This is a genomic window from Streptomyces sp. NPDC047974, assembly GCF_040653375.1.
Taxonomy (GTDB): domain Bacteria; phylum Actinomycetota; class Actinomycetes; order Streptomycetales; family Streptomycetaceae; genus Streptomyces.
Window position 1 is genome coordinate 70,333 of sequence record NZ_JBEZNU010000009.1, and the last position, 24,069, is coordinate 94,401.

At 74.4% G+C, this 24,069-nt stretch carries 19 protein-coding genes; 8 read left to right on the forward strand and 11 right to left on the reverse strand.

The genetic code is table 11. The features are described 5' to 3' along the window. Nucleotides 1-48: 48 nt before the first annotated feature. The 4 genes from AB0E19_RS15220 to AB0E19_RS15235 all read right to left on the reverse strand — a co-directional run bounded on the left by AB0E19_RS15220 (nucleotide 49) and on the right by AB0E19_RS15235 (nucleotide 4,301). Complete coding sequence (locus AB0E19_RS15220) at nucleotides 49-1,143, reverse strand: chemotaxis protein (protein WP_362178947.1); 1,095 nt, start codon at nucleotides 1,141-1,143, stop codon at nucleotides 49-51. Between the two features lie 51 nt (nucleotides 1,144-1,194). Further along, the gene (locus AB0E19_RS15225) at nucleotides 1,195-1,683 is read right to left on the reverse strand and encodes a DUF1269 domain-containing protein (RefSeq protein WP_362178950.1); all 489 of its coding nucleotides are present in this window, start codon (nucleotides 1,681-1,683) and stop codon (nucleotides 1,195-1,197) included. Between the two features lie 202 nt (nucleotides 1,684-1,885). Then, entirely contained in the window at nucleotides 1,886-2,533 is a 648-nt protein-coding gene (locus tag AB0E19_RS15230) for an alpha/beta fold hydrolase (RefSeq protein ID WP_362178953.1), read from the reverse strand. An 88-nt stretch (nucleotides 2,534-2,621) separates the two neighbouring features. Next, nucleotides 2,622-4,301 (reverse strand): CAP domain-containing protein, encoded by a 1,680-nt coding sequence (locus AB0E19_RS15235; protein ID WP_362178956.1) that lies wholly within the window; start codon nucleotides 4,299-4,301, stop codon nucleotides 2,622-2,624. Between the two features lie 153 nt (nucleotides 4,302-4,454). On the opposite strand from AB0E19_RS15235, the gene AB0E19_RS15240 reads away from it, so the two are divergent. Then, entirely contained in the window at nucleotides 4,455-5,444 is a 990-nt protein-coding gene (locus AB0E19_RS15240; RefSeq protein ID WP_362178959.1) for a serine hydrolase domain-containing protein, read from the forward strand. A gap of 21 nt (nucleotides 5,445-5,465) precedes the next feature. Here the strand turns inward: AB0E19_RS15240 and AB0E19_RS15245 are convergent, their stop codons facing one another. The 3 genes from AB0E19_RS15245 to AB0E19_RS15255 all read right to left on the reverse strand — a co-directional run bounded on the left by AB0E19_RS15245 (nucleotide 5,466) and on the right by AB0E19_RS15255 (nucleotide 6,875). Then, nucleotides 5,466-5,624, reverse strand: coding sequence for a hypothetical protein (locus tag AB0E19_RS15245; protein WP_362178963.1), 159 nt, complete (start codon nucleotides 5,622-5,624; stop codon nucleotides 5,466-5,468). 16 nt (nucleotides 5,625-5,640) lie between these two features. After that, nucleotides 5,641-6,216, reverse strand: a complete 576-nt coding sequence (locus AB0E19_RS15250; protein WP_362178966.1) for a hypothetical protein — start codon at nucleotides 6,214-6,216, stop codon at nucleotides 5,641-5,643. Nucleotides 6,217-6,305: 89 nt separating this feature from the next. Then, nucleotides 6,306-6,875, reverse strand: coding sequence for a TetR family transcriptional regulator C-terminal domain-containing protein (locus AB0E19_RS15255; RefSeq protein ID WP_362178969.1), 570 nt, complete (start codon nucleotides 6,873-6,875; stop codon nucleotides 6,306-6,308). Between the two features lie 234 nt (nucleotides 6,876-7,109). Between AB0E19_RS15255 and AB0E19_RS15260 the strand changes: the two genes are divergently transcribed. Next, nucleotides 7,110-8,126 (forward strand): alcohol dehydrogenase catalytic domain-containing protein, encoded by a 1,017-nt coding sequence (locus tag AB0E19_RS15260; RefSeq protein ID WP_362178972.1) that lies wholly within the window; start codon nucleotides 7,110-7,112, stop codon nucleotides 8,124-8,126. Nucleotides 8,127-8,193: 67 nt separating this feature from the next. On the opposite strand, the gene AB0E19_RS15265 is transcribed toward AB0E19_RS15260, so the two are convergent. Further along, nucleotides 8,194-9,312 (reverse strand): glycoside hydrolase family 19 protein, encoded by a 1,119-nt coding sequence (locus AB0E19_RS15265; protein WP_362178975.1) that lies wholly within the window; start codon nucleotides 9,310-9,312, stop codon nucleotides 8,194-8,196. Nucleotides 9,313-9,479: 167 nt separating this feature from the next. Then, a complete protein-coding gene (locus tag AB0E19_RS15270; RefSeq protein WP_362178977.1) occupies nucleotides 9,480-10,259 on the reverse strand; it encodes a DUF6585 family protein in 780 nt (259 codons plus the stop codon). A gap of 181 nt (nucleotides 10,260-10,440) precedes the next feature. Here AB0E19_RS15270 and AB0E19_RS15275 point away from each other — a divergent pair, with 181 nt between their 5' ends. Then, nucleotides 10,441-11,943, forward strand: coding sequence for a PQQ-binding-like beta-propeller repeat protein (locus AB0E19_RS15275; protein WP_362178979.1), 1,503 nt, complete (start codon nucleotides 10,441-10,443; stop codon nucleotides 11,941-11,943). Between the two features lie 184 nt (nucleotides 11,944-12,127). Beyond that, nucleotides 12,128-13,159, forward strand: coding sequence for a LacI family DNA-binding transcriptional regulator (locus AB0E19_RS15280; RefSeq protein WP_362178982.1), 1,032 nt, complete (start codon nucleotides 12,128-12,130; stop codon nucleotides 13,157-13,159). Between the two features lie 15 nt (nucleotides 13,160-13,174). On the opposite strand, the gene AB0E19_RS15285 is transcribed toward AB0E19_RS15280, so the two are convergent. Then, nucleotides 13,175-15,976 carry a glycosyl hydrolase gene (locus AB0E19_RS15285; RefSeq protein ID WP_362178986.1) on the reverse strand — a complete coding sequence of 934 codons (2,802 nt, stop codon included), beginning with the start codon at nucleotides 15,974-15,976 and terminating at the stop codon, nucleotides 13,175-13,177. Between the two features lie 394 nt (nucleotides 15,977-16,370). On the opposite strand from AB0E19_RS15285, the gene AB0E19_RS15290 reads away from it, so the two are divergent. The 4 genes from AB0E19_RS15290 to AB0E19_RS15305 all read left to right on the forward strand — a co-directional run bounded on the left by AB0E19_RS15290 (nucleotide 16,371) and on the right by AB0E19_RS15305 (nucleotide 21,806). Then, nucleotides 16,371-17,675: an extracellular solute-binding protein gene (locus AB0E19_RS15290; RefSeq protein ID WP_362178990.1), complete on the forward strand. Its 1,305-nt coding sequence runs from the start codon at nucleotides 16,371-16,373 to the stop codon at nucleotides 17,673-17,675. 890 nt (nucleotides 17,676-18,565) lie between these two features. Next, nucleotides 18,566-19,453: a sugar ABC transporter permease gene (locus AB0E19_RS15295; protein ID WP_360599889.1), complete on the forward strand. Its 888-nt coding sequence runs from the start codon at nucleotides 18,566-18,568 to the stop codon at nucleotides 19,451-19,453. Beyond that, nucleotides 19,450-20,355: a carbohydrate ABC transporter permease gene (locus AB0E19_RS15300; protein ID WP_360599327.1), complete on the forward strand. Its 906-nt coding sequence runs from the start codon at nucleotides 19,450-19,452 to the stop codon at nucleotides 20,353-20,355. Before AB0E19_RS15295 ends, AB0E19_RS15300 begins: the two co-directional genes overlap by 4 nt. A gap of 50 nt (nucleotides 20,356-20,405) precedes the next feature. Next, nucleotides 20,406-21,806, forward strand: coding sequence for a GH1 family beta-glucosidase (locus tag AB0E19_RS15305; RefSeq protein ID WP_362178994.1), 1,401 nt, complete (start codon nucleotides 20,406-20,408; stop codon nucleotides 21,804-21,806). A 27-nt stretch (nucleotides 21,807-21,833) separates the two neighbouring features. On the opposite strand, the gene helR is transcribed toward AB0E19_RS15305, so the two are convergent. Then, nucleotides 21,834-23,993, reverse strand: coding sequence for an RNA polymerase recycling motor ATPase HelR (helR, locus tag AB0E19_RS15310; protein ID WP_362179449.1), 2,160 nt, complete (start codon nucleotides 23,991-23,993; stop codon nucleotides 21,834-21,836). Nucleotides 23,994-24,069 lie beyond the last annotated feature (76 nt).

Genomic DNA, 24,069 nt, shown 5'->3' on the forward strand with positions numbered 1-24,069 from the left:
GAGACGGGACGCCCGGCGTACGGACGTCCCGTCTCCGGGGTACCGGGGTCAGTAGCGCAGCACGGCCGCGATGCGGTCCCGGCCGTCGAGCGTGCCGCCGGGCACGAACCGCACCTCCGCACCCGTGTCCAGGGCCCGTTCGACGATCTCGTCGACCATGTCGTCCCGGGCCCCGGGGTCACCGGCCTCGGCCGGTTCCAGGTGCTCGCCCTCCTCGCGCACGACCGTCCGGAAGTCGTCCTCGACGGCGACGAGACGGGCCCGGCCCTCCTTCGCGGCCCGCCACACCTCGTCGATGCCGCCGGCGAACTCGCGGCGGCCCCGGGCCGCGTCCAGGTCGGCCAGGAGCCCCGAGACGGCGTCGGCCTCACGGGCGGCCCGGGCGGGTTCGACGGCTGCGTGGACCGCGGCGGCCGGGCCCTCGGCGAGCCCGCCGTGCGGGACGGTCACGGTCTGGGGGGCCAGCGGGCCCAGCTCCTCCAGGAGGCCGAGGGCCTCGGAGGCGCCGAGGACGTACAGCGGGCGGGGTTCGGCGGAGAGGACGACCCGCAGCTTCGCGTGCGCCTCGCGCAGGAACTGCCGGGTGGCCTCGTCCCGGAACGTGCTGGGGACGTCGCCGATCCGTTCCTTCCGCTCGGCGTCCGGGTCCTCCAGACTGCGGGTCAGCGGGAAGCCGTCCTCCGCGGCCTCGACGGCCCGCTCGGGGTCGCCGCTCCACAGCGAGACCCGGTCCGCGGCGACGGCGAGGGCCCAGTAGGGCTTCTCGGCGGCGCGGGCGGCGACGAGGTTGCGGGTGAGGAAGGTGTCCGCGAGGACCACCCGCTCGGGCACGGTCCTGGGCAGCGACCACACCTGGTGCTCGCCCTGCGCCGCGTAGATGACGAGCCCGTCCTCGGCGTGCGCGAGGTCGACCTCGGCGGCGGCGCGGCTCAGCTGGTCGAGGATGTCGAGCCGGCGCTCGCGGGGCACGTCCCGATCTCCGTCGAGGGTCCGCTCGGCCTCGGAGAGCAGATTGCGCAGCCGCACCGGGTCCTGGGCGTTGTCCGGTTCGCGGCGGTGCGTCGGCATCACCAGCGAGACGGCCGGGTACGGCCGGGGCTGACGCAGCTTCGCGAGCACCTCACTGCTGAGCACGGGATCCATGGGGAGCCTTCCTGTGGGGGTGGGGGAAGAGCACGGCGGACGGGGGCGCCGTCACTCCGCTCCGGCGAGCTGCTCGGCGAGCTCCTTCTCGTCCGCGTCGCTGAGCGAGGTCTTCAGGACGGTGCCGCCGTGGCGCTGCATCGCCGCCGTGAACTTGTCCTCGGTGAGCTTGGCGGCCATGATCACGACCGCCGCCGCGCCGGGGCGCAGCAGATCGCCGACCTGCTGCCGGAACCGCTCGTCGACGCCCGACTGGCTGAGCCGGCCGACGAGCCCGCCGAGCGCGGCGCCGGTGAGGGCGCCGACGGCCGGGGCGAGGAAGAGGATGCCGAAGATCGTGCCCCACAGGGCGCCCGTCGCGGCGGTCACCCCGACGACCCGGTTGGAGGTGTCGACGTGGGTGCGCCCCTCCGTGTCGACGGAGACGACGGCGAGGCCGTTGAGCCCGACGACCTGGTCGCGCTGCAGGTCCTGCACGGTGCCGAGGGCCTCCTCGGCGGCGGCACGGTCCTCGTACCCGATCACGATGAGCTCAGCCACGGTGCCTCCTCGACCGCACGGGGCTCACGCCCCCGCTACGCCCGATCTTGTCCCGATATGCCCACTCCCGCGAATCGAAGGCGCCGAAGGCCCGCGCGGCCGGGCCCTGTCGTCGACCGGCCGCGGCGGCGGGGACCGTGTCGCCTTCCGGTAGGTTTCCGCCGACGTGACGGTGACCGGACCGTGGCGTATCGACAGGGCACTAGCCGCCGGAGGCCAGCGTCTCCAGGGCCAGTTCGGTGGCGCGCCGGTGCCAGAGGGCGGCGGCGCGGAGCATGGCGTGGCCGCCGGCCGGCATGGGGATGCCGGTCGCGTCCGCGCCGGCCTCGCGCGCCCGGCGGACGAACTCCCAGGAGTCACGGGCGGCCGTGACCCGGTCCGTCTCGTCGTGGAGGAGGTGGAGGCGGCGGCCCGCGAGGTGGGCGACGGGTTCGCCGCGCGGGCACCAGGGGGCGAGGGCGACGACTCCTCGGACCGCCGGGTCCCCGGCGACGGCGAGCGCCGCGCGTCCGCCCATCGAATGGCCGACGAGGACCACGGGTATCTCCCCGAAGCGCGCCCGCAGCCCGGTGAGCGCGGCCTCGGCGTCCCGGGCGGCGTCGGCGCGTTCGCCGTTCCAGCCCCGGTGCCGGTAGCGGCCCTCCGCGACCAGGACCGGCCTCCCCCGCGCCGCCCGCCGCACGGCCTCGGCGAAGGGCCGCATGCGCAGGGCGGGCAGGTTGAGCAGCGGCGGCGCCTCCAGTCCGTCGGCCCGTCCGCCGTGCAGCAGGAGCACCGCGGCCTCCGGCGCCTCGGCTCCGTACCGTACGAGAAGCCGCCCGGCCGTACCGGACCGGGGACGCACGGACATGGGGCCTCCTGTCGGCCGCTCGGGTGAGAACGCGGGCGGGCCAAGTCTGTCACGGGCCGTCGCGCGCCTCGCGGGAGCGGGCCGGGGGTCAGCGGGCGCCGAAGACCTGGGTCCAGTAGGGGCCGCCGTCGTCGTGGATGCCGACGCCGAGTTCCTTGAAGTCGCAGTTGAGGATGTTCGCGCGGTGGCCCGGGCTGTTCATCCACGCCTCCATGACCTGCTCGGGCGTGCGCTGGCCCATGGCGATGTTCTCGCCGTAGGTGGACCAGGGGTAGCCGGCGGCCGTGACGCGGTCGCCGGGGTCGGCGCCGTCGGGGTTGGTGTGGTCGAAGAAGTCGCGGGCGGCCATGTCGTCGGAGTGTGCCTGCGCGGCGCGCGCGAGGGTCGCGTTCGCGGCGAGCGGTCCGCAGCCCGCCTTGGCGCGCTCGGCGTTGACGAGCGACAGCACCTGGTCGGCGGCGGAGCCCTGGCCGCCGTCGTTCTGCGTGCCGCCGCCCGGGGCCGGGTCGGTGGAGGGCGTCGGCGACGCGGTGGTGGGGGTGGGCTTCGGCGCGGCCGTCGTGGGCGCGGCGGTCTTCCTGGGGAGGGTGGGGGTGGGGATCGCGGTGGTGCGCTGCGGGGTGGGGGCCGCCGTGGTGGGGCGCGCGGTGGCGGTCTTCTTCCCGCCGCCGGGCGTTGCGGAGGCCGTCGTCCGGCCGGGGGACGTGGCGGACGCGGAGGGGGTCGCGCCGAGGCCGGCGGGGGTGGTGGAGAGGGAGTCCGGGTCGTGGCTGAGGGGCGTGTCGGGGCCGGGGGCGGCCGCGCGGTTCGTCTCCAGGAGCTCCTTGCCGTCCCGGCCGCCGCCGTACAGCGAGAACGCCCCGCCCGTCACCGCGACGACCGCGATGCCGGCCGCGACGGCGGCGCGCCGTCGCGTCCGCTCCTCGGCCTGGCGCCGCCGGCGCCGGTCCCCGCGCGTCGCACGGCGCCCGTCGGAGGCGGTCGCGGGGGCGAGCCCGCCGAGGTCGTAGGCCCGCGTCGCCTCCTCCGCGAAGGCGTCGGCGAAGGCGTCGGCGGAGGTGTCGGCGACGGTGTCCGCGCCGTACTCCGGGGCGGCGGACCCGGCCACCACGGTGGGCGGCACGACGACGGACGGTACGACGACGGTCGGCGCCGCCGAGCCACAGAGGGCGCACCACAGGGTGTGCCCGGCGAGGTGGTCGCGCCAGTCGGCGCCGGGGCGGCCGTCCCAGCCGGCGGTCAGCTCCTGGAGCCCGGGGCAGCGGGGGCGCCGCGCCAGGGCGGCGCCGACGGACCGGGCGGCCTCGGCGCGCGCCCGTACCGTCTCCATCCGGGCCGCGGTGTCCTCCGGCGTCCACTGGAGCGCGGCGGACGTCTCGTACCGGAGGAGCAGACCCTCGGCCTCCAGCGACCCGAGTGCGGCCAGGACCGCGTCCTGGACGTCCAGCCAGCCCCCGCCCCCGTCGGCTCCGAGGGCGGCGTGGCCGAGGACGGTGTCGACGGCGAGGCCGACGAGCCAGGGCCGGAACGCCTCCGGGTACGGCAGCGTGTGCAGGGCGGCCCGCGCGCGGCGCAGGGTGTCCCCCGCGACGGCATCGACGGCGGAGGCATCGGAGCGGGTGTCGAGGGCGCGGGACACCAGGGCGTGGACGAGCGGCCGGTGGGCGGTGAGGACCTGGTCGCTCGCCCAGGGGTCCCCGTACTGCGCCGCCCGTATCCGCTGGGTCGTCCACTCGGCCATCTGGTCCGTCTCCATCGTCCGCTGCACGCCGTCCGTCCTTCTCTCGCCCGTTCCCGGAGTTTCCTGCGCCTGGGAGAGCCTGTGCGGAGGACGGCGATAACGGAAAGAGGGAAAGCGGAATCCGTGACATGGGTCACAGAGGGGCTGGGCGGCCGCCGTGCGGGCTCCTAGGGTGGCCGCATGGACGGGGAGCGGGCGGCCGGGGAGCACGGCGACGAACGGCTGGCGGGGCGGCTGCGGGAGCTGACGGGCGGGCGGTTCGCGGCCGCCGCGGCGGTGGTGGGGCCCGGGGGCACGACGGTGGCCTCGGTCGGGGCGGGGCTCGGGGCCGACTACGAGATCGGGTCGGTGTCGAAGGGCGTGACCGGGCTGCTGTACGCGGACGCGCTGAGGCGCGGGGAGGTCACCGCCCGGACGGCGCTCGGCTCGCTGCTGCCCCTCGCGGACGTGGCGGCCGGCGGCGTGACGCTGGGGGCGCTGGCCACGCACCGGTCGGGGCTGCCGAGGGTGCCCGGCGCGGCGCGGCCGTGGCGGCGGACGTTCGCGCTCTGGCGGCACGGCACCAACCCGTACGGCGAGTCCGTCGTCGAGCTGGTCGACCAGGCGCGCGCGGTACGGCTCCGCTCTCGGCGGCCCCGCTACTCCAACCTCGGGTTCGAACTCCTCGGGCACGCACTGGCGGTCGCCGCCGGGACGTCGTACGAGCGACTGGTCGCCGACCGCGTGGGCACCCCGCTCGGTCTCGACCCCTTCTACCTCCCGGCCGGACCGGCGGGGCTCCGGCCGGACGCGCTCACCGGCACCACCCGGCGCGGCCGGCCGCGCGAGCCGTGGACGGGCGAGGCGCTGGGGCCGGCCGGCGGGATCCGGGCCGACATCGGCAGCATGGCGCGCCTCACCGCCGCCCTGCTCGACGGCACGGCGCCGGGGATCGCCGCGCTCGACCCCGTTGTGCGCTTCACCCCGGGGACGCGGATCGGCGCGGCCTGGATCACCCTGAGGGTCGCGGGCCTGACCGTCACGATGCACGACGGCGGCACCGGCGGCTTCCGCTCCTGGCTCGGCCTGGACCGCGCGTCCGGCACCGGCGCGGTGGTCCTGGCCGCCACGACCGCCTCCGTCGACCGCCCCGGCTTCACCCTCCTCAGGGAGGCCGGAGCGCACGGCTGAGTACCGGCCCGGGCCGTTTCTTCAGGATCCGGAAGGGACGGCCCGGGCGTCCGTGGGTCGCGTCCGGGAGGCCCGGCGGGCCACCGGGCCGGCGGCGGCGCCGGCCAGGGCGAAGGCGGCGCCGAGGAGGAGCCGGCCGACGGGGCCGGTGCCGAGGAGGAGGGCCGTGACGACGAGCACGTGGAAGGCGGCGCCCTCAGCTCCCGTACATGCTCCGGCACAGGTCCGCCGCCCCCATGGGCGCGTCGATCCGCCGCGCCTCACGGCAGAGGTTCCGCATCTCGGGCAGCCGCTCCCCCGCCGCCGGGCGGGTGGCGGGCGCGGGTTCCCGGGGCGGGGTCGCGGCGCGGGCCCGGGGCGTGCGCGTCGGCGCCGACGGGCGGGGGGTTGTGGCGCGGGGGGTCGTCGTGCGGGGCGCCGGGCGCGGAACGGACGCGGAAGGCGGCACGGTGGCGGGAGGCCGCACGGGACGGGGTGCGGGAGGCGGAACGGCTCCCGGGCCGGTCTCCCGGGGCTCGACCTCCGTCTCCGCTCCCGCCTCCGCCTCCGCTCCCGCCTCCGCCTCCGCCAATTCCTCCCGGGGTTCGGCCTCCACGGGCGGATCCGGCTGCTCCGGCAGGGCGGACGGGGGTCGCTGGGCGGCGGGCGCGAGCGCGGGCGGCCTGGTTCCCGGAGGCTGCGGGGCGGGCGGCGCGGCCCGCTCCGGGAGGGCGACGCAGCCGCCGACGAGGAGGGCGGTGAGCAGGGGGAGCACGGCGCGGCGGGCGTTCATGACGGTCACGCTGCCGCACGCGGGAGGGACGGACGGACGGTACGGGCCGCGACCACCACCACGGGTGAACGCGGCACGGCGGGTGTACGTCAGGCGGTGAGCGCGTCGAGGACCGCGAAGAAGTCGTCGAGCGGGGCCCGGTCCCGGGTGACCTTCGCTCGGAGCACGGCGCCCTCCCATGCCTCGACGAGGAACGGCCCCAGCCGTTCGGGGGCGAGCGGTCCGGTCAGGTCGCCCGCGGCGCGGGCCTCGCCGAGGACGCGGACGACGGCCTCGGTCCAGGTGGCGAGGCCTGCCTCCACCCGGCCGCGGAGCAGGTCGCTCTGGTTGGAGAGTTCGGCGCCGAAGTTCCCGAAGAGGCAGCCCCGTTCGAAGGAGAAGCGTGCGAGGTCGTCGGCGAGGTAGACGAAGTGCGCCCGCAGCCGCGGGAGGGGGGCGAGCGTCCCGTCGTCGAGGCGGGCGAGGTCGCGGGAGGCGGCGTAGCGCTCCAGGACCTCCGCGGCCAGGTCCTCCTTGCTCGCGAAGTGGTTGTACACCGACCCCTTGGGGACTCCGGCCGCACGGGCGATGTCCTGGATGCCGGTGCCGTTGAACCCGTGCAGGTGGAAGCACTCCACGGCGCCCTCGACCAACCGCTCACGCACGCTGGGCCTGGCCACTGCCGCACTCCCCTCGCTCTCCCCGCCCCAGAATATGAACGGTCGTCTTGAGCGTCAATCACCCCTGGCCTGCGCCCACTTGCCTCGACCGAACCCCCAGGATCCAAGCTTGCCGAATCCAAGACGGACGTTCATATTGACCCTCGAACCGTCGCCATCCGAACCACCGACGACCACATCACCGACGACCGCATCACCGACGACCGAACCTTCGGTCCACCCGAGGAGCAGCACATGGACACCTACCGAGCCGTCGAAGTCACCGGCTCCCAGGACTTCCGCCTCGTCGACCGGGAGTTAGTCGACCCCGCCCCGAACCAGGTCCGGGTCCGGGTCGAGTTCTGCGGCATCTGCCACACCGACGTCCTCGCGGCCGAGGGCATGCGCGCCGACCCCACGCGGCCGATCGTCCCCGGGCACGAGATCGTCGGCGTGATCGACGCGGTCGGTCCCGGCGTCCGCGCCTGGCGGACCGGCGAGCGCGTCGGCATCGGCTTCCTCGCCGGGCACTGCGGGGAGTGCGACCCGTGCCGCCGGGGCGACTTCGTGAGCTGCCGGGACCAGGAGCAGACGGGGACCACGATCGACGGCGGGTACGCGGAGGTGGCGTACGCCCGGGCCAGCGGTCTCGTCCGCGTCCCCGACGGCGTGCCGCCGGCCGAGGCGGCGCCGCTGCTGTGCGCCGGACTGACCACGTTCACGGCCCTCCAGCGCAGCGGGGCCCGGCCGGGCTCGCTCATAGCGGTGCAGGGCATCGGCGGCCTCGGGCACCTCGCGGTGCAGTACGCCCGCGCGCTCGGGCACCGCGTCGTTGCTATCGGCCGCGGCCGGGACAAGGAGGCGGCGGCCCGCGAGCTGGGGGCCCATGACTACGTCGACAGCACCGCGCAGGACGTCGCCGAGGCCCTCCAGGAGCTGGGCGGCGCGGCGGCGGTCCTGGCCACCGCCTCCTCCGGCGCCTCGATGGGCCCCCTGGTGGCGGGGCTCGCGCCGCGCGGCCGGCTGCTGGTCCTCGGCGCCGCGGCCGACCCGGTCCAGGTGGACACCGGGGAGCTGATCATCGGCACCCGCACCGTCCAGGGCCACCTGACCGGCACCCCCGTCGAGAACGAGGACAGCCTCGCCTTCAGCGCCGCCCACGGGATCAGGCCGAGCATCGAGCTCTTCCCGCTCTCCGAGGCACCGAAGGCCTACGAGCACATGCTGACCGGCCGGGCCCGCTTCCGCGCGGTCCTCGACGCCACCGCCTGAGCACACCGGGGGAGGGCGGGTGCCGGAGTCCATCCGGCACCCGCCCTTCCCCGCCTCCCCGGAGGCGTCAGCAGTACAGGTTGCCGCCCGGTGCCACACCGAGGACCGAGGTGAACCGGAGGTAGGCGTCGACGCGGCTCTGGACCTGTGCCGGGTTGCGGCCGTCGCACTCCAGGGACCCGTTGATGGAGCGGATCGTCTGGCCGAAGCCGGCGCCGTTGACCATGGCGTTGTGCGGGGTCATGGTGCCGGGGCCGTTCTGGGTGTTCCAGTACCAGAGGCCGGTCATCATGGCGACGTCCGGCTCGCGCTCGACCCGCCAGGGGTTGTTCAGGAGGTCGATGCCGAGGGCGTCGCCGGCGGCCTTGTAGTTGAAGTTCCAGGAGAGCTGGATCGGGCCGCGGCCGTAGTAGGCGGCCTGCCCGGCCGGGCAGCCGTACGGCTGGTTCCAGTCGCAGTAGTGCGGGTAGTTGGCGGTGTTCTGCTCGACGATGTGGACCAGGCCGCCGGTCTCGTGGTTGACGTTGGCGAGGAAGGCCGCGGCCTCCTGCTTCTTCACCGTGTCGCTGCCGGTGCCCGCGAACGCCGGGTACTTCTTGGTGGCGGCGACCAGGCCCGCGTACGTGTAGAAGGGGTTCCGGTTCGGGAACATCTGGTTGAACTGCGCCTCGGTGACCACGAATCCGGACGGGGCGGGGGTGCCGCCACCGCTCCCGGGCGCGTTCCACTTCTGGTTCGCCGCGCCGGTGCAGCTCCAGATCTGCAGCCGGGTGCCGTCGGCGCTGTTGTTGTTGCGGACGTCCAGGCACTTGTTCGCGGCGGGGTTGACGATGTCGCGGGCGGCGGTGACCACCCACTGCTGGTTCGCGCCGCCGCTGCAGTCCCACAGCTGGACAGAGGCGCCGTCGCCGGTGCCCCGGTCGACGACGTCGAGACACTTGCCGAGGGCACGCAGGGTGCCGTCTCCCGGGTTGGACCAGCGCTGGGCGTTCGTGCCGTTGCAGGAGTAGAGCTGGACGGCGGTGCCGTTGGCGCTGTTCGCCGCCGCCACGTCGACACACTTGCCGGCGAGTCCGGTGATGGAACCCTCGGCGGCCTCGGCTGGCGCCACGGCGAACAGGGCGGACAGCACGGCGGTGAGGGCCGTCAGGGCCAGGGCCCGCCCGGAGAATCGACTTCTGCGCATGGGAAGGACACGCTCCTCGGAGTTCGCCGGGCCGCCGGAGGACGGGCCCGGGTGGGGGAGAACAGGGCTGCGCGCACCGAGAAGCTAGAAGTCTCGACCCTCTTGCGTCAAGAGTTGAAGTAAGGGGCGAGGTAAGGCAGTTCGCGCGGTCGTCGTCCGGTTCCTCTTCACCGCACGCGCAGGGTCTCCATCAGCGTGAGGAGCAGCGGGGTGTTCGCGAGGTAGCGCGTGGGGGCGACGAACAGCGGCCCGCGCCGGCCCTCGGCCCGAACGGTGAGGGTGCCGTCCGCCAACTGGACCCCGTGGACCGTGCGCCAGGGCGCCGAGGCCCGGCCCGAGCCCAGTTCGTCGGCCGTCAGCCACACCAGGCCGAAGTCGAGGCGCTCGCCGGCGTCGAGGCGGGCGAGAGCGCCGGGCAGTTGGGCGCGGGCGGAGTCCTGGCGCAACAGCGGACCCCAGACCTCTCCGCCGGTGAAGACACTGCCGACGACGAGGTTGCGCCCCTCGGTGTCGGTGAGGCCGAAGGAGTACGCGACCGAGAGGGTCCGTCCGTACTGGGTGCGGCGGACGGTGTTGTCGAGGACCTTCGTGTCGGCGTAACGGACCACCCGGATCCGGCCCTTGAGGTGCACCACGAGCCCGCCCTCGTACTGCTCCAGGCGCGCGTCGCCGGTGCGGCCGCCGAAGAGGAGGTGGCCGAGGAGGGCGAAGAGGCAGAGGACGAGCGGGAATCCGGGGACCATCGCGAGCGGGCCGTAGCCGCCGGCGAGCGCGGCGACGACGGCCGCCGCGAGGATCGCGGCGAGGACCGCGACCCCGAGGGCGCCGCGACGGCGCGCCGGCGCGGAGGAGGCGTGGCCGCCGCGATGGGCGCCGAGCCGTTCCCGTACCGCCGCTTCCCTCATGAGCTGTTCGTAGCCGCCGTGTTCGGCGTCGCTCCGCACCATCGTCGCCCCCGGTCCCGCGTCGGTGTCGTCTGTGTCGCCCGTGCCGTCCGGGCCGTCCGCCCGTGCCGCGAGTCGGCGCCGTCCGTCCGTGCCGTCGCCCGGCGCCGCTATGCTACGGCCAAAACAGAACATCGTTCTAGAATTCTTCTCCGAACCGCCGGTGATCCACAGGGGGACCCCGATGTCGCACACACCGCCGTCCTGGTATCCCCCGGGGCGGCAGCCTCCTCCCCCGGTCCCCCGCTCCCGGCGCGACCGCGGGCTGACCGCGCTCGCCGTCTGCCTGGCGCTGCTGGTCGCCGCGGTGGCCGGAGCCGGGTGGTACGGATACGGGCCCGGGGGCGAGCGGCCGCTGCCGGCGGACGCGAAGGAGAGCCCCGCTCCACCCTCCGGGACGGCCTCCCCCGAGCCCGCGCTCCGCACCCCTCGCCCGGTCCGCGTCCCCGGCGCCCAGGAGCTGGCCGCGGCCCGCCGCCCCGGCGAGTCCGCCGCCTGGATCGCCACGGACTCCACCGACCTGCCCCGGCGCACCGTCCACGTCGACGGACCCTGGATCGTCGGCGACACGATCGTGCAGGCCCTGTACCGGGAGGTCACGGCCTACCGGCTCTCGGACGGCGCCGAGGTCTGGAACCTGACCCTGCCCACCCCGGTCTGCGAGGCGCCGGAGCAGACGACCCCGGACGGCCGGATCGTCCTCGTCCTCGCGACCAGCGGCGCCCAACGGGGCGCGCGCTGCGACCGGTTCCGGATGATCGACCTGCGGACCGGGAAGGCGGGCTGGACGAAGGAGCTGCTGCGGGACCCCGCCCGCGACACGCCCGCCGTCATCGTGCACACCGCGATCAGCGGGGACACCCTCGCCGTCGCCGAAGGCCTGGGCGCCGCCGCCTTCCGCGTCTCCGACGGGTCCCGGCTCTTCACGATCCCCACCGAGGACCCGGGCCGCTGCCACCCCGACCAGGTGGCAGGCGGCAGCAGGCTCCTCGTCGGCGCCGGCTGCGCGCTCGACGTCGACCGGGGCAAGCGGTACTCCCAGCTCCGCGAGCTCGATCCGCGCACCGGCGCCGTGCGCTGGCGTCACCGGACCCCGGCCGGCCGGCGGGTGGAGCGGATGGTCTCGGTCGACCCGGTGGTGTACACCTCGATCGACAACGAACGACTCACCGCCGACTGGCGGATCGTCGCCCTCGGCCCCCGGGGCGAGCTGCGCCGCACCATCGACCCGCGCCCCAAGGGCTTCGAGCACTGCGCGCAGGTCGGCATCGACGCGGGCCTCCAGCCCTGCCCGGGCATCGTCGTCGGTCACGGCCTCGTCCACGTCGGCGGTACGGACCGGGTCGGCGCCTACGACCTGGCGACCGGGAAGCTCCTCTGGGGGATCCGGGCGCACGACGGCAGGACCCTCACGCCGGTCGGCTCCCCCTCCGCGTCGGGGACCCTCGTGTACGAGTCGGCGACCCCCGGCAGCCCCGGCCGCACCTTCGTCCTCGACAAGGGCGGGGCCGGCACCGAGAAGGTGCTGCTGCGGCACCCGGCGGCCGCCGCCGAGGCCGAGTACAGCACGATGGCGGGCCGCGTCCTCCAGGTCGGCGGGAGGATCGTCACCATGCCCGCCGGCGTCAGCGGCGACGACGCCCAGCGGCAGCCCCGTCTCGTCTCCTTCGCCCCGGCCCGGGAGTGAGCCCTGTCCCCCGCCCGGGAGTGAGCCCCTGTCCCCCCGGCCGGGGAGTGAGCCCCGTCCCCCGGCCGGGGAGTGGCTCCCTCCGTCGCCCGCCAGTGATCAGGAGAGCGATCCAGAGAGCGCTCTCAAGCGCCGCGCCGGTACGGATATCCTGACTCGGTCCGAGCAGACGAAGGGGGCCGACGTGGCCGAGCAGACGACGGGGGCGCGCCCGACCCTGGAGGCCGTCGCGGCCCGAGCCGGGGTGTCGCGGGCCACGGCCTCGCGGGTCGTCAACGGCGGCGCGGGGGTCCGCGCTCCACTGGTCGACAAGGTGCGGCAGGCGGTGGAGGAGCTCGGCTACGTCCCGAACCTCGCGGCCCGCACCCTGGTCACCCGGCGCAACGACGCGGTGGCGGTGGTCATCGCGGAGCCCGAGTTCCGGATCTTCTCCGACCCCTTCTTCCAGGAGCAGGTACGCGGCATCAGCCGCGAACTGACCGCCCACGACTCGCAGTTGGTGCTGCTGTGGGTGGAGAGCCCGGGCGACCACGACCGGATCGCGCGGTACCTCGGCGGCGGGCACGTGGACGGGGCGCTCGCCTTCTCGCTGCACGACGAGGACGAGCTGGCGGCGGTGCTGCGCCGGGCGAAGATCCCGACGGTGCTCGGCGGCCGGCCGACGGACGGGACCGGCCCCGGCATGCCGTACGTCGACTGCGACAACCGCGGCGGGGCGCGCGAGGCCGTCCGGCTCCTGGTCGACCGGGGCTGCCGGACCGTCGCGCACCTGGCCGGGCCGCGCGACCAGACCTCGGCCGTGGACCGCGCCGACGGCTACCGCGACGCGCTCGGGGACCCGGACCCCGCCCTCCTGGGCCACGGCGACTTCACGGCCGAGAGCGGCGCCCGGGCGATGGCCGAACTCCTCGACCGGCGTCCGGACGTGGACGGCGTGTTCGCCGCCAACGACCTGATGGCCTCGGGCGCGTTGCGGGTGCTGCGGGAGCGGGGGCTGCGGGTGCCGGAGGACGTCGCGGTGGTCGGCTTCGACGACGTGGCGTCGATCGCCGAGCGCACGGACCCGCCGTTGACGACCGTCCGGCAGGACATCGAGGGCATGGGGCGGCTGATGGTGCGGCTGCTCATGCGGCTGCTGAACGAACAGGGGTCCGGGGCATCCGCCCCGGACCCGCTGATCACGCCGACGACGCTGGTGCGCCGGGCCTCGGCGTGAGGCCCGGCGCCCCCGTCAGTCGAAGGGGATGACCAGGACCGAGTCGTCCGTGCCGGTGCGGACGGTCGACGGGCCGTTGCCGATGGCGCTCCACAGCTCCACGCGGACGGTGCCGCCGCGGAGGTCGCCGAGGGTGCCGGTGGCGGACTTCAGGCCGCGGTTCTGGTCGTAGCGCTCCCAGCCGGCCACCGGGTCGGTGGCGAAGTAGTGGTAGGTCTCGGTGCGTTCGAAGGTGCCGTCGCCGGTCAGGTCGTAGCTGACCCGGACCTGCTGGCCGAGGCCGACGTTGGTGCCGGCGTCCACGGCGAGGCGGAAGGCGGTGGCGGCGCCCGGGGTGAGGGTGCCGGTGACGTTCCGCGCCACGTAGACGAGCGGCTGGTGCGGGGTGCCGTCGTGGTTGGCGCCGCCGGCGGAGGCGATGGTGTCGCTGCCGGCGGTGGTGTCGGTGGCGGTGGTCAGGGTGCCGCCGGAGGCGAGCCGGAAGGTGTCGCCGGTGCCCGGGTCGGGGCAGGCGGGCCCGCCGGGCTCACCGCAGGGGATCGTGCCGGTGGTTCCCTTGCCGGTGGCGGTCGAACGTGCGGGTACGGCCAGGGACTTGCCGTCGGAGAAGGTGACGGTGATCGGCGCGGAGCCGAAGTTGTGGGCCGCGTAGGTGCGTTCGGTGCCCTTGAGGAAGACGGCGGAGGTCGGGACGGAGCCGGTGACGCTCGCGTCGGGGGCGCCGAGCGCGTCCAGGACGGTCAGCCAGTGGTAGGTGTGGGCACGGGACTCGCCCGCCTCCGGCGTGTAGTTGCCGCCGACGGCGTCGAAGCGGCCCTTGGCGCGGGCCGGTTCGGCGAGCGACTCGAACTCCCACAGGATGTCGCGCCATTCGACGGCCGGGCCGCCGTTCTCCCGCTCCATCTCGGCGAGGTTGCGCCGGATCGCGCCCGGGTAGGCGCCCATGTGCAGCGCGTTTCCGGCGGTCACCGGGAGGGTGTTGATGCCGTGGATCTCCTCGGGGTTGGCGGTCCACCAGGTGGAGTACGCGCCGCCGCTGCCCCAGACCATGCCGACGGTGTCGTGGCCGAAGGAGCCGGGGAAGACCTGCTGGTCGGCGTCGAACCAGTACTGGCCGATGGCGTCGGACTCGGTGGCGAGGAGGTAGCCGCCGAGGTCGCGCAGGGAGGCGTCACCGGTGGCGGCGCCCCACAGGACGAGGGCGGCGCTGAGGTTGGTGGACTCGGAGGACGACTCCTGGTTGTTGCCGGCCGCGAAGCCGGAGTGGCCGGAGGCCCAGCTGTGTCCGGCGTACACGTCGAAGCCGCGCAGGAAGGGGAAGGCCGTGTCCGTGCGGCTGGGGTTGGCGACGTCGCGGACGAGGGTCTTCACCATGCCGCCCCAGGCGGAGTCGGCGGCCCAGGCCTGGTCGTACTGGGCGACGACGGCGGCGGCGTACACGTAGTAGCCGTAGTGGAAGTGGTGGTCGTTGAGCTCGGTGTCGCTGCCGTAGGAGGCCGGGTAGCCGGTCAGGGTCTTCCAGGTGCGGTCGTACGAGAACTCGTTCGCGCCGCCCGTGGTGAACCAGTCCTGGAGCCGGCCCTTGATCAGGCCGAGGAGCCGGTCGCGCAGCGCCGTGTCGCCGAGCTGTTCGGCGAGCGGCACCAGCTGGGCGAGCTTCCCGAGCGCCTTGCCGGTCCAGTACGTGTCGGTGGCTCCGGAGAACGGGTCGGCGGAGTTCACCACCTCGTTCAGATAGGTGCGCAGCCGGGCCTGGTCGACGGCGCCGGTGGCGGGCAGCCCGGGCAGGACGGCGGCCTGCTTGCGGCTGGTGGAGAAGGAGCGGCCCTCGCGGACCTTCATGGTGCCGCGCGGGGAGACGTACGTGTACGGGGTGAGCGGGTCGGTGGAGTTCAGCCACTGGTGCCGGTAGAGGGCCTGGAGCGTCCCGGTCTCGGTGCCCTCCTTCGCCTCGGTGGTCAGCGTGTAGGTGGCGTTGGCCTTGCCGCCGGAGGAGGACCAGGCGACGCGGGAGCCGGTGACGAAGCTGTAGGCGTAGCGCCGGTAGGTGGCGAGGGCGTCGGTGGAGGGGAGGACGGCGACGGAGAAGTAGTCCTTGCCGCCGAGGCCGGCCGTGAGCGTGCTGCCCGAGACGTTCCAGTCGGTGCCGGTGGGGGCGAAGAGGGCGTAGTGGTGGCCCGCGACGGTGATGCCGAGGACGTTGCCCTGGTCGGCGAAGACGGTGGGCGGTGCGGCGGTGGTGATCCGGGCGTCGCCGCCGGTGCCCTTGGCGTACACGTAGGGCAGGCCGTGGCCGATGGTGGTGCGCAGGGTGCGGGCGCCGTCGGACCAGAGCGGGGTGACGGTCCAGTCGGACCAGTCGTCGGCCTTGGCGTCGGGCGAGTTGAGCCCGGTGAGGCCGAGGGTGAGGTCGGCCTTGTGGGGGAACTCGTACTGGCGGCCGTCTCCGACGATCGCCGGGGTGGTGGGGTAGCCGATCTCCAGGCCGCCGGCGACGGCCTGGTAGGTGAGCGGATGCCCGTACATGGGGGTCGAGTACGGGTTGTCGCCGTAGCGCTGGAAGGCGAGCGAGGACCACCAGTCGTTGGTGGGGACGGGCCGGTCCTTGGCGGCGGCGGTCACCTTGGGGGTGACGGGGGTCCCGGTGTTGGTGGTGGGACCCGAGGTCCCGGCGGGGCGGGTGTCGGAGTATCCGCCCGCGCCCACGGGGACGGTGGCGGCGGAGGCGGACCCGGCGGCGGCCGGTACGAGACCGGCGGCCGCCAGGGCGGCGGTGAGGACCAGCGACGCGGCCGGTCGGGAGCGGGGAGCTGACACGTACAGCACCTCGTTGGCTCGAAGGAGGGATTCGTGGGGGTTCGTTCTTGGGTGTGACGGTTCTTGAGAGCGCTCTCAGCAGTGCGCAACGTAAAACTCCCGAAACCTGGGCGTCAAGAGAGGCGAACGAAAGCGGAGTTGGAGCGGCGGTCTCGTAGGAACCCCTCGATTCCGAGCCGTTACGCCTTCGAGTCTTGACGGGAACGGGCGAGTCGGGGCACGCTCCAGTCCGTTCTTGAGAGCGCTCTCAAGCGCGTTCGCCAGCCTCGGGCGGGACCCGAAGCACTCCGTTCCTCCCGCTTCCCCCTTCCTGTGCTCCACCCCGCTCCACCCCGCTCCACCCCGATCCGCCGAGATCCGCCCCGATCCGCCCTGACTCCAAGGGAGCCCGTCCATGCCCATCACCCGCGCCGCCGGCAAGGCAGCCCTCCGCATCGGAGCGGTCGTGCTCACCGGTTCCCTGCTCGCAGCCTGCGGCTCCGGAGGCTCCGACACCGCGTCCGACAAGCCCGGCGGCAAGGTCACCGTCACCGTCGACCTCTTCGGCTCCTTCGGCTACAAGGAGGCCGGCCTCTACGCCGAGTACGAGAAGCTCCACCCCGAGGTCACCATCAAGCAGACCGACACCGAGGACGAGGCGGACTACTGGAAGTCCCTCCAGACCCGGCTCGCCGGCGGCGGCGGCCTCGCCGACGTCCAGGGCATCGAGGTCGGCCGGATCGCCTCCGTCACCCAGCAGCAGGCCGACCGCTTCGAGGACCTGCGGAAGTACGGCGCCGACGGGCTGAAGAGCCAGTTCGCCGAGGCGAAGTGGGCCGCCGCCACCGGGAAGAACGGAGAGGTGCTGGGCCTCGGCACCGACGTCGGCCCCGAGGCGATGTGCTACCGCACCGACCTCTTCGCACAGGCCGGACTGCCCACCGACCGGGCCGAGCTGGCGAAGAAGTGGTCCACCTGGGACGGATACCTGGAGCTCGGCAAGCAGTACAAGGCCAAGGCCCCCGCGAAGAGCGCGTGGCTCGACAGCGTCGGCAGCCTCTACTCGATCATGATCGGGCAGGAGAAGGAGCGGTACTACGACGCCTCCGGGGCGCTGATCTGGGAGACCAACCCCGCCCTGAAGACCGCCTGGGAGACCTCCGTCGAGGCGAGCTCCGCCGGGCTCAGCGCCAAGCTCGACCAGTGGTCCCCGCAGTGGAACCAGGCCTTCGCCGCGGGCTCCTTCGCGACGATCCCCTGCCCCGCGTGGATGCTCGGCTACATCAAGGGCCAGGCCGGCGAGACCGGCAAGGGCAAGTGGGACATCGCCGCGCTGCCCGGCGGCGCCGGGAACTGGGGCGGTTCCTACCTCGCGGTGCCGCGCGCCGCGAAGCACAAGAAGGAGGCGTACGAGCTGGTGAAGTGGCTCACCGCGCCGGAGCAGCAGGCGAAGATCTTCGCCAAGCAGGGCAACTTCCCGTCCTCGACCGGCGCGATCGCCGAGGTCGCCGGCACGACGGACCCGTACTTCTCGGGCGCGCCCATCGGACAGATCTTCGGCGACGCGGCGAAGGCGGCGCCGGTCCAGGTGCTCGGCGTCCACGACCAGAACATCAGCCAGCAGATCACCAACGCGCTGAGCGAGGTCGAACGCAAGGGCCTCGCCCCGGAGAAGGCCTGGGAGAACGCGAAGAAGGGCGTCGCGAACACCCTGGGCTGACGCCCGGCTCGGGGGCTCGGCCGCGGTCGGACGCCATCCGTCCGGCGGCCCACGGCCCCACCTCCCTCGGCCCGACGCGGGGCACCCGCGGCCGACGCGCAGCCGCCGGGCCTCCGTACCGATGGGGCCGGGTCCAGCAGCGGGCGGCTCGGCCGGGAACACCAGGGGCCAGGGGCCGGGGGCCGACGCCGCACAGTACGTTCCGTTCCCCGCAGGGGCGCGCCCACGGACAACCCTCCCGGCTCCCGCCCCCGGACCGCCCGCCGGTGGTCCGATCCCACCGGCGGGCCGCACGGACGACCGTCCCGGCGGGGACGCGCCGCCGGGGCCCGGTCGGGGTCCGGCGGGGTCCGCCGGAAGGCGGCTGCCGCCCCGACGGGGTCCGGTCGATCGACGTCCGGCCCCGAAGGGGGCCGGCCCCGAACGGCGGACCCGGCGGGTCTCCGTGCGCCGCCGGTGCCGCCCCACGGGCCACGGGCCCGACGGGTTCCGGCCCGACGGGCTCCGGTCCCCGGTCCCCGGCGGGGGGCAGCCTCCCCGACGGGCCCCGGTCCGACGGGCAGCCTCCCGGCCGGCCCCACCGTCCGGTACCGCCCCCACGCCCCGCCCACGGGCAGGCGTCCGGCGGCAGCCTCACCGGACCGTGGGCGGCGGCCCGCCCGGGGCCGCGGGGCCGCGGGGCCGGGCCACCGTCAGGTCCACCGGCAGGGCCCCGTCAGATCCACCCGCAGGGCCCGGCAGGGCCACCGGCGGGCCTCCTGCCGCCCACGCGCCGGGCCCGCCAGGGGCTCGTCGTCATCCTTCCGAACCGTCTCCCGAAGGGCCGCACCGTGACCCTCGTCGCACCGGCGAAAGCCGGCACCGTTCCTCGTACGTCGGGCTTCCGGCGTGTGTGGGGCGTTCTCTCCCCCTACACGTACGTCGCACCGTTCTTCACCCTGTTCGCCGCCTTCGGGCTCTTCCCGCTCGTCTACACGGCGTACGTGTCGCTCCACCGGGTCGAACTCCAGGACCCCGGCGCCATGGAGTGGCGCGGGCTCGGCAACTACACCGCGCTCTTCGGCGACGAGTTCTTCTGGACCGCGCTGCGCAACACCTTCACGATCGGGGTGCTGTCCACCGTTCCGCAGCTGGTGATGGCGCTCGCGCTGGCGCACCTGCTCAACCACCGGCTCCGTGGCCGGACGTTCCTGCGGACGGCGATGCTGCTGCCGTACGCCACCTCCGTCGCCGCGGCGACCCTCGTCTTCGCTCAGCTCTTCGGCCGCGACTTCGGGCTCTTCAACTACGTCCTCGGCCTCGTCGGCGTCGGGCCGATCGACTGGCAGTCGGGCACCCTCAGCTCGCAGATCGCGGTCTCCACGATCGTCGTCTGGCGGTGGACGGGCTACAACGCGCTCATCTACCTCGCCGGCATGCAGTCGATCCCGTCGGAGCTGTACGAGGCGGCGGAGATGGACGGCGCCTCCCGCTGGCGGCAGTTCTTCCACGTCACCCTGCCGGGGCTGCGGCCGACCATCCTCTTCACCGTCGTCGTGTCGACGATCGGCGCCACCCAGCTCTTCGGCGAGCCGCTGCTCTTCGAGGGGTCCATGTCGGGCGGCATCTCGCACCAGTACCAGACGCTCGGCCTGTACATGTACGAGCAGGGCTGGGGCTTCTTCCACCTGGGCCGGGCCGCCGCGATCGCCTGGGTGATGTTCCTGCTGATCCTGGTGCTGGTCGGGGTCAACGCCCTGATCGCGCGCCGCCGTTCCCGCAAGGAGGCCGGCCGATGACCGCGCTCGCCGATCCGCCCGCCCAGGTCCGCGCCCCCGCCCGGCGGACGCCCTCCCGGCCGCGGCGCCGGTCCGGTGCCGGGCGGACCCTGAAGGCCGGGCCGGTCGCGTACGCCGTGCTGATCCTGGCCGTGCTCGTCTCCGCCTTCCCCTTCTACTGGACGATCGTCGCGGCCAGCCGCACCAACGCCGACCTGGCCCAGGTGCCGCCCTCGCTGGTGCCCGGCCCGCATCTCATCCGGAACTTCGAGGCGGTGCTCGCCGAGGCGGACATCGGCAAGGCGCTGCTCAACTCCCTCATCGTGTCCGGTTCGATCACCGTCGGCACGGTGCTGTGCTGCACGCTCGCCGGCTTCGCCTTCGCCAAGCTCCGCTTCCGGGGCCGGGGCGCGCTGCTCGCGGTGACGGTGGGGACGATGATGATCCCGCCGCAGCTGGGCGTCATCCCGCTCTTCATGCTGATCGCGGAGCTCCAGTGGGTGAACCAGCTCCAGTCGGTGATCCTGCCGGGACTCGTCTCCGCCTTCGGGGTGTTCTTCATGCGCCAGTACCTGGTGCAGTCGCTGCCCGACGAGCTGATCGAGGCGGCCCGGGTGGACGGCGCGTCCACCGCCCGGATCTTCTGGTCGATCGTGGTGCCGATCGCCCGGCCGGGCATGGCGGTCCTCGGTCTGCTGACCTTCATGGCCGCCTGGAACGACTTCTTCTGGCCGATCGTGGCGCTCTCCTCGCAGGAGCCGACCGTCCAGGTGGCGCTGCGCCAGCTCGGCGGCGGCTACGTCCACGACCAATCCGTGATCATGGCCGGCACCCTGCTCGGCACGCTGCCCGTGCTGCTGGTCTTCGGCCTGCTCGGCCGCCAGATCGTCGGCGGCATCATGCAGGGCGCGGTCAAGGGCTGAGCCCCCCTGTCTTCCTCGTCCCTCCCTCATCTTCTTGGAGTTGCCTCCTCATGACCGCTGTCGACGCACGCCCCGAGTCCTCCGCGACGCTCCGCTTCCCGGAGGGTTTCCGCTGGGGCACCGCCACCGCCGCGTACCAGATCGAGGGCGCGGCCACGGAGGACGGCCGGACGCCGTCCATCTGGGACACCTTCAGCCGGACGCCGGGCAAGGTCCGCAACGGCGACACCGGTGACATCGCCGCCGACCACTACCACCGGGTGCGCGAGGACGTGGCGCTGATGCGCGAGCTGGGGGTGACGGACTACCGGTTCTCGGTGGCGTGGCCGCGCGTCCAGCCGACCGGGCGCGGGCCCGCGCTCCAGAAGGGCCTGGACTTCTACCGGCGGCTCTGCGACGAGCTGCGGGAGGCGGGGATCCGGCCGGTGGCGACGCTGTACCACTGGGACCTGCCGCAGGAGCTGGAGGACGCGGGCGGCTGGCCGCGCCGGGAGACGGCGGAGCGGTTCGCCGAGTACGCGGGGATGACGGCGGCGGCGCTCGGCGACCGGGTCGCGACCTGGACGACGCTGAACGAGCCGTGGTGCGCCGCCTTCCTGGGGTACGGGAACGGCGTGCACGCCCCGGGCCGGACCAGCGACGCGGAGGCGCTGCGCGCCGCGCACCACCTGAACCTGGCGCACGGCCTGGCGGTGGGGGCGCTGCGGGAGGCGCTGCCGGCCGGCTCCGAGGTGTCGCTGACGCTGAACCTGCACGTGGTGCGGGCGCTGACGGAGTCGGCGGAGGACCTGGACGCGGCGCGCCGGATCGACGCGGTGGCGAACCGGATCTTCCTGGACCCGGTGTTCCGGGGCCGGCTGCCGGAGGACCTGGTGCGGGACACGGCCCGGGTGACGGACTGGGGGTTCGTACGGGACGGGGACCTGGCGACGGTCTCGGCGCCGATCGACTCGCTGGGGCTCAACTACTACTCCCCCACAGTCGTCGCGGCGGGCTCCTCGGAGTCGCCGGCGCCGTGGGGCGGCGCGGAGCGGCACGTGCGGTTCCTGCCGGCGCCGGGGCCCCGGACGGCGATGGACTGGCCGGTGGACGCGGACGGGCTGTACGAGCTGCTGGCCCGGCTGCGCGACGAGCTGCCGGGCGTGCCGCTGGTGATCACCGAGAACGGGGCGGCGTACGACGACTACGCCGACCCGTCCGGGCAGGTGCGGGACCCGGAGCGGGTGGCCTACCTGCACGGGCATCTGGCGGCGGTGCGCCGCGCGATCGAGGACGGCGCGGACGTACGGGGCTACTTCCTGTGGTCGCTCCTGGACAACTTCGAGTGGGCGTTCGGGTACAGCAAGCGGTTCGGGATCGTGCACGTGGACTTCGCGAGCCAGCGGAGGACGCTCAAGGACAGTGCCCGCTGGTACGCACGGGTGATCGCGCGGGGCGGGCTGCCGTCCTGAGCGTCAGGCCCGCCGGCGCGCTTCGGGTCAGGCGGTGGTGAGGACGGCGAGGCGCTGGGTGGCGCGGGTCATCGCCACGTAGTGGTCGACCGCGCCCTCGACGCCCTCGCCGTACTCCTCCGGGTCGAGGAGGACGACGAGGTCGAACTCCAGGCCCTTGGAGAGGCTCGGGGTGAGCGCCCTGACCCGGGGGCGGTCGCCGAGTGCGGGGAGCCGGCCCTCGGCGGCGATGACGCAGGCGACGCCGTCGGCGTTCCCGGCGGTCCAGTCGTCGAGGAGGGCGTCGAGTTCGTCGGCGGTGCCGTGGTGGACGGGGAGGCCGGAGGCGCGGACCGAGGTCGGCACGTTGGCGTCCGGGAGGGCGGCGCGGATGACCGGCTCGGCCTCGGCCATGACCTCTTCCGGGGTGCGGTAGTTGATGCTGAGCGAGGTCGTCTCGACGCGGTCGAGGCCGATGCGCTCCAGGCGCTCCCGCCAGGTCTCGGTGAAGCCGTGGCGGGCCTGGGCGCGGTCGCCGACGATGGTGAAGCTGCGCGAGGGGCAGCGGGAGACCAGCATCTGCCATTCGGCGTCGGTGAGTTCCTGGGCCTCGTCGACGACGACGTGGGCGAAGGGCCCGGCGAGCGGGTCGCCGGCGGCGACGGGCAGTCCGGCGTCGTCGACGAGGGTGTCCTGGAGGTCCTGGCCGAGGAGCATGGTGACGGCGCCCTCGCCGTCGTCGTCGCCCCGCACGATGTTGTCGATGACGCCGGCCATGCGCTCCTTGCGGGCGGCCAGGGTGGCCTTCTCGCGGCGCTTGCGGGCGCTGGCCCGGGGGTCGCCGAGGCGCTGCCGGGCCGCGTCGAGGTAGGGCAGGTCGGACTCGGTCCACGCCTGGGCGTCCGCCCGCTGCAGGGCGCGCACCTCGTCCCGGTCGAGCCAGGGGGCGCACAGGCGCAGGTAGGCGGGGACGGTCCACAGGTCGCCGACGAGGTCGGTGGGCTCCAGCATGGGCCAGGCACGGTCGAGGGTGGAGACGAGCTCGCGGTCGTGGCGCAGGGCGCGCTCGAAGAGGATGTCGGGGACCTCGCCGCGGGTCTTCTCCTTCAGGAGGGTGACGAGCTCCTCCCAGATCAGCTCGCGGGCCTCGTTGTGCGGGGTGCCGGGACCCGGGGCGTCGAAGGCCTCGGCCCAGTCGTCGGCCGTGACGGTGAGGTCGCCCCAGTCGGTCGTGACGTGGGTCGGCCCGGTGGGGGGCTCCTCGTAGAAGCGGACGGCCTTCTCGATGCCCCGGACGAGGGCGGCGGAGGACTTGAGCCGGGCGGCCTCCGGGTCCTTCTCGGGGCGGACGGCCGCCCCTTCGGGGACGAGGTCGCGGACGGTGCAGGTGCGCACGCCCTCCTCGCCGAGGCTGGGCAGCACGTCGGAGACGTAGGCGAGGTAGGGCTGGTGGGGGCCGACGAAGAGGACGCCGCCGCGGCGGTGGCCGAGCCGGGGGTCGGAGTAGAGGAGGTAGGCGGCCCGGTGGAGGGCGACGACGGTCTTTCCGGTGCCGGGTCCGCCGTCGACGACCAGTGCGCCGCGCGAGCCGGCGCGGACGATGGCGTCCTGGTCGGCCTGGATGGTGGAGAGGACGTCGCGCATCCGCGCGGAGCGGTTGGTGCCGAGGCTGGCGATGAAGGCGGACTGGTCGTCGAGGGCGGCGTGCTCGTCGAGGCCGCCCTCGGTGAAGACCTCGTCCCAGTAGTCGGTGATCCGGCCGCCGTTCCAGCGGTAGCGGCGGCGGCTGGCGAGGTCCATCGGGTGGGCGTGGGTGGCGGCGAAGAAGGGCTCGGCGGCGGGCGAGCGCCAGTCGACGAGCAGCCGGTTCCCGGCGCTGTCGGTGAGGCCGAGGCGTCCGATGTAGAGGGGTTCGGAGCCGTCGGCGGAGACGATCCGTCCGAGGCAGAGGTCGAGGCCGAAGCGGCGCAGGGCGCGCAGCCGGCCGGAGAGGCGGTGGACCTCCAGGTCGCGCTCCATCGCCTCGCGGCCGACGCCGCCGGGGGCGCGGAGGACCGCGTCGAGGCGCTCGGAGAGTTCGGCGACGGCCTGGTCGAGGCTCTCGGCGACGGCGGCGAAGTGCTTCTCGTCGTCGGCGATCAGCGCCGGGTCGGCCTTGGCGGCGAGACGGTCGGGCAGCTCGAAGGGGCCGGTGGTCCGCGGAGGCATGGGCACGCGCGCAATCTCGTTTCAGCAGGCGATGGGGGTGAGGTGTGCGATTGTGCGGCATCCGGGGGGCCTTGCC

Coding starts and splice junctions, on each gene's coding strand:
- AB0E19_RS15220 (WP_362178947.1), bottom strand. CDS start 1,143: ATGGATCCCGTGCTCAGCAGTGAGGTGCTCGCGAAGCTGCGTCAGCCC.
- AB0E19_RS15230 (WP_362178953.1), bottom strand. CDS start 2,533: ATGTCCGTGCGTCCCCGGTCCGGTACGGCCGGGCGGCTTCTCGTACGG.
- AB0E19_RS15240 (WP_362178959.1), top strand. CDS start 4,455: ATGGACGGGGAGCGGGCGGCCGGGGAGCACGGCGACGAACGGCTGGCG.
- AB0E19_RS15250 (WP_362178966.1), bottom strand. CDS start 6,216: ATGAACGCCCGCCGCGCCGTGCTCCCCCTGCTCACCGCCCTCCTCGTC.
- AB0E19_RS15260 (WP_362178972.1), top strand. CDS start 7,110: ATGGACACCTACCGAGCCGTCGAAGTCACCGGCTCCCAGGACTTCCGC.
- AB0E19_RS15265 (WP_362178975.1), bottom strand. CDS start 9,312: ATGCGCAGAAGTCGATTCTCCGGGCGGGCCCTGGCCCTGACGGCCCTC.
- AB0E19_RS15270 (WP_362178977.1), bottom strand. CDS start 10,259: ATGGTGCGGAGCGACGCCGAACACGGCGGCTACGAACAGCTCATGAGG.
- AB0E19_RS15275 (WP_362178979.1), top strand. CDS start 10,441: ATGTCGCACACACCGCCGTCCTGGTATCCCCCGGGGCGGCAGCCTCCT.
- AB0E19_RS15290 (WP_362178990.1), top strand. CDS start 16,371: ATGCCCATCACCCGCGCCGCCGGCAAGGCAGCCCTCCGCATCGGAGCG.
- AB0E19_RS15300 (WP_360599327.1), top strand. CDS start 19,450: ATGACCGCGCTCGCCGATCCGCCCGCCCAGGTCCGCGCCCCCGCCCGG.
- AB0E19_RS15305 (WP_362178994.1), top strand. CDS start 20,406: ATGACCGCTGTCGACGCACGCCCCGAGTCCTCCGCGACGCTCCGCTTC.
- helR (WP_362179449.1), bottom strand. CDS start 23,993: ATGCCTCCGCGGACCACCGGCCCCTTCGAGCTGCCCGACCGTCTCGCC.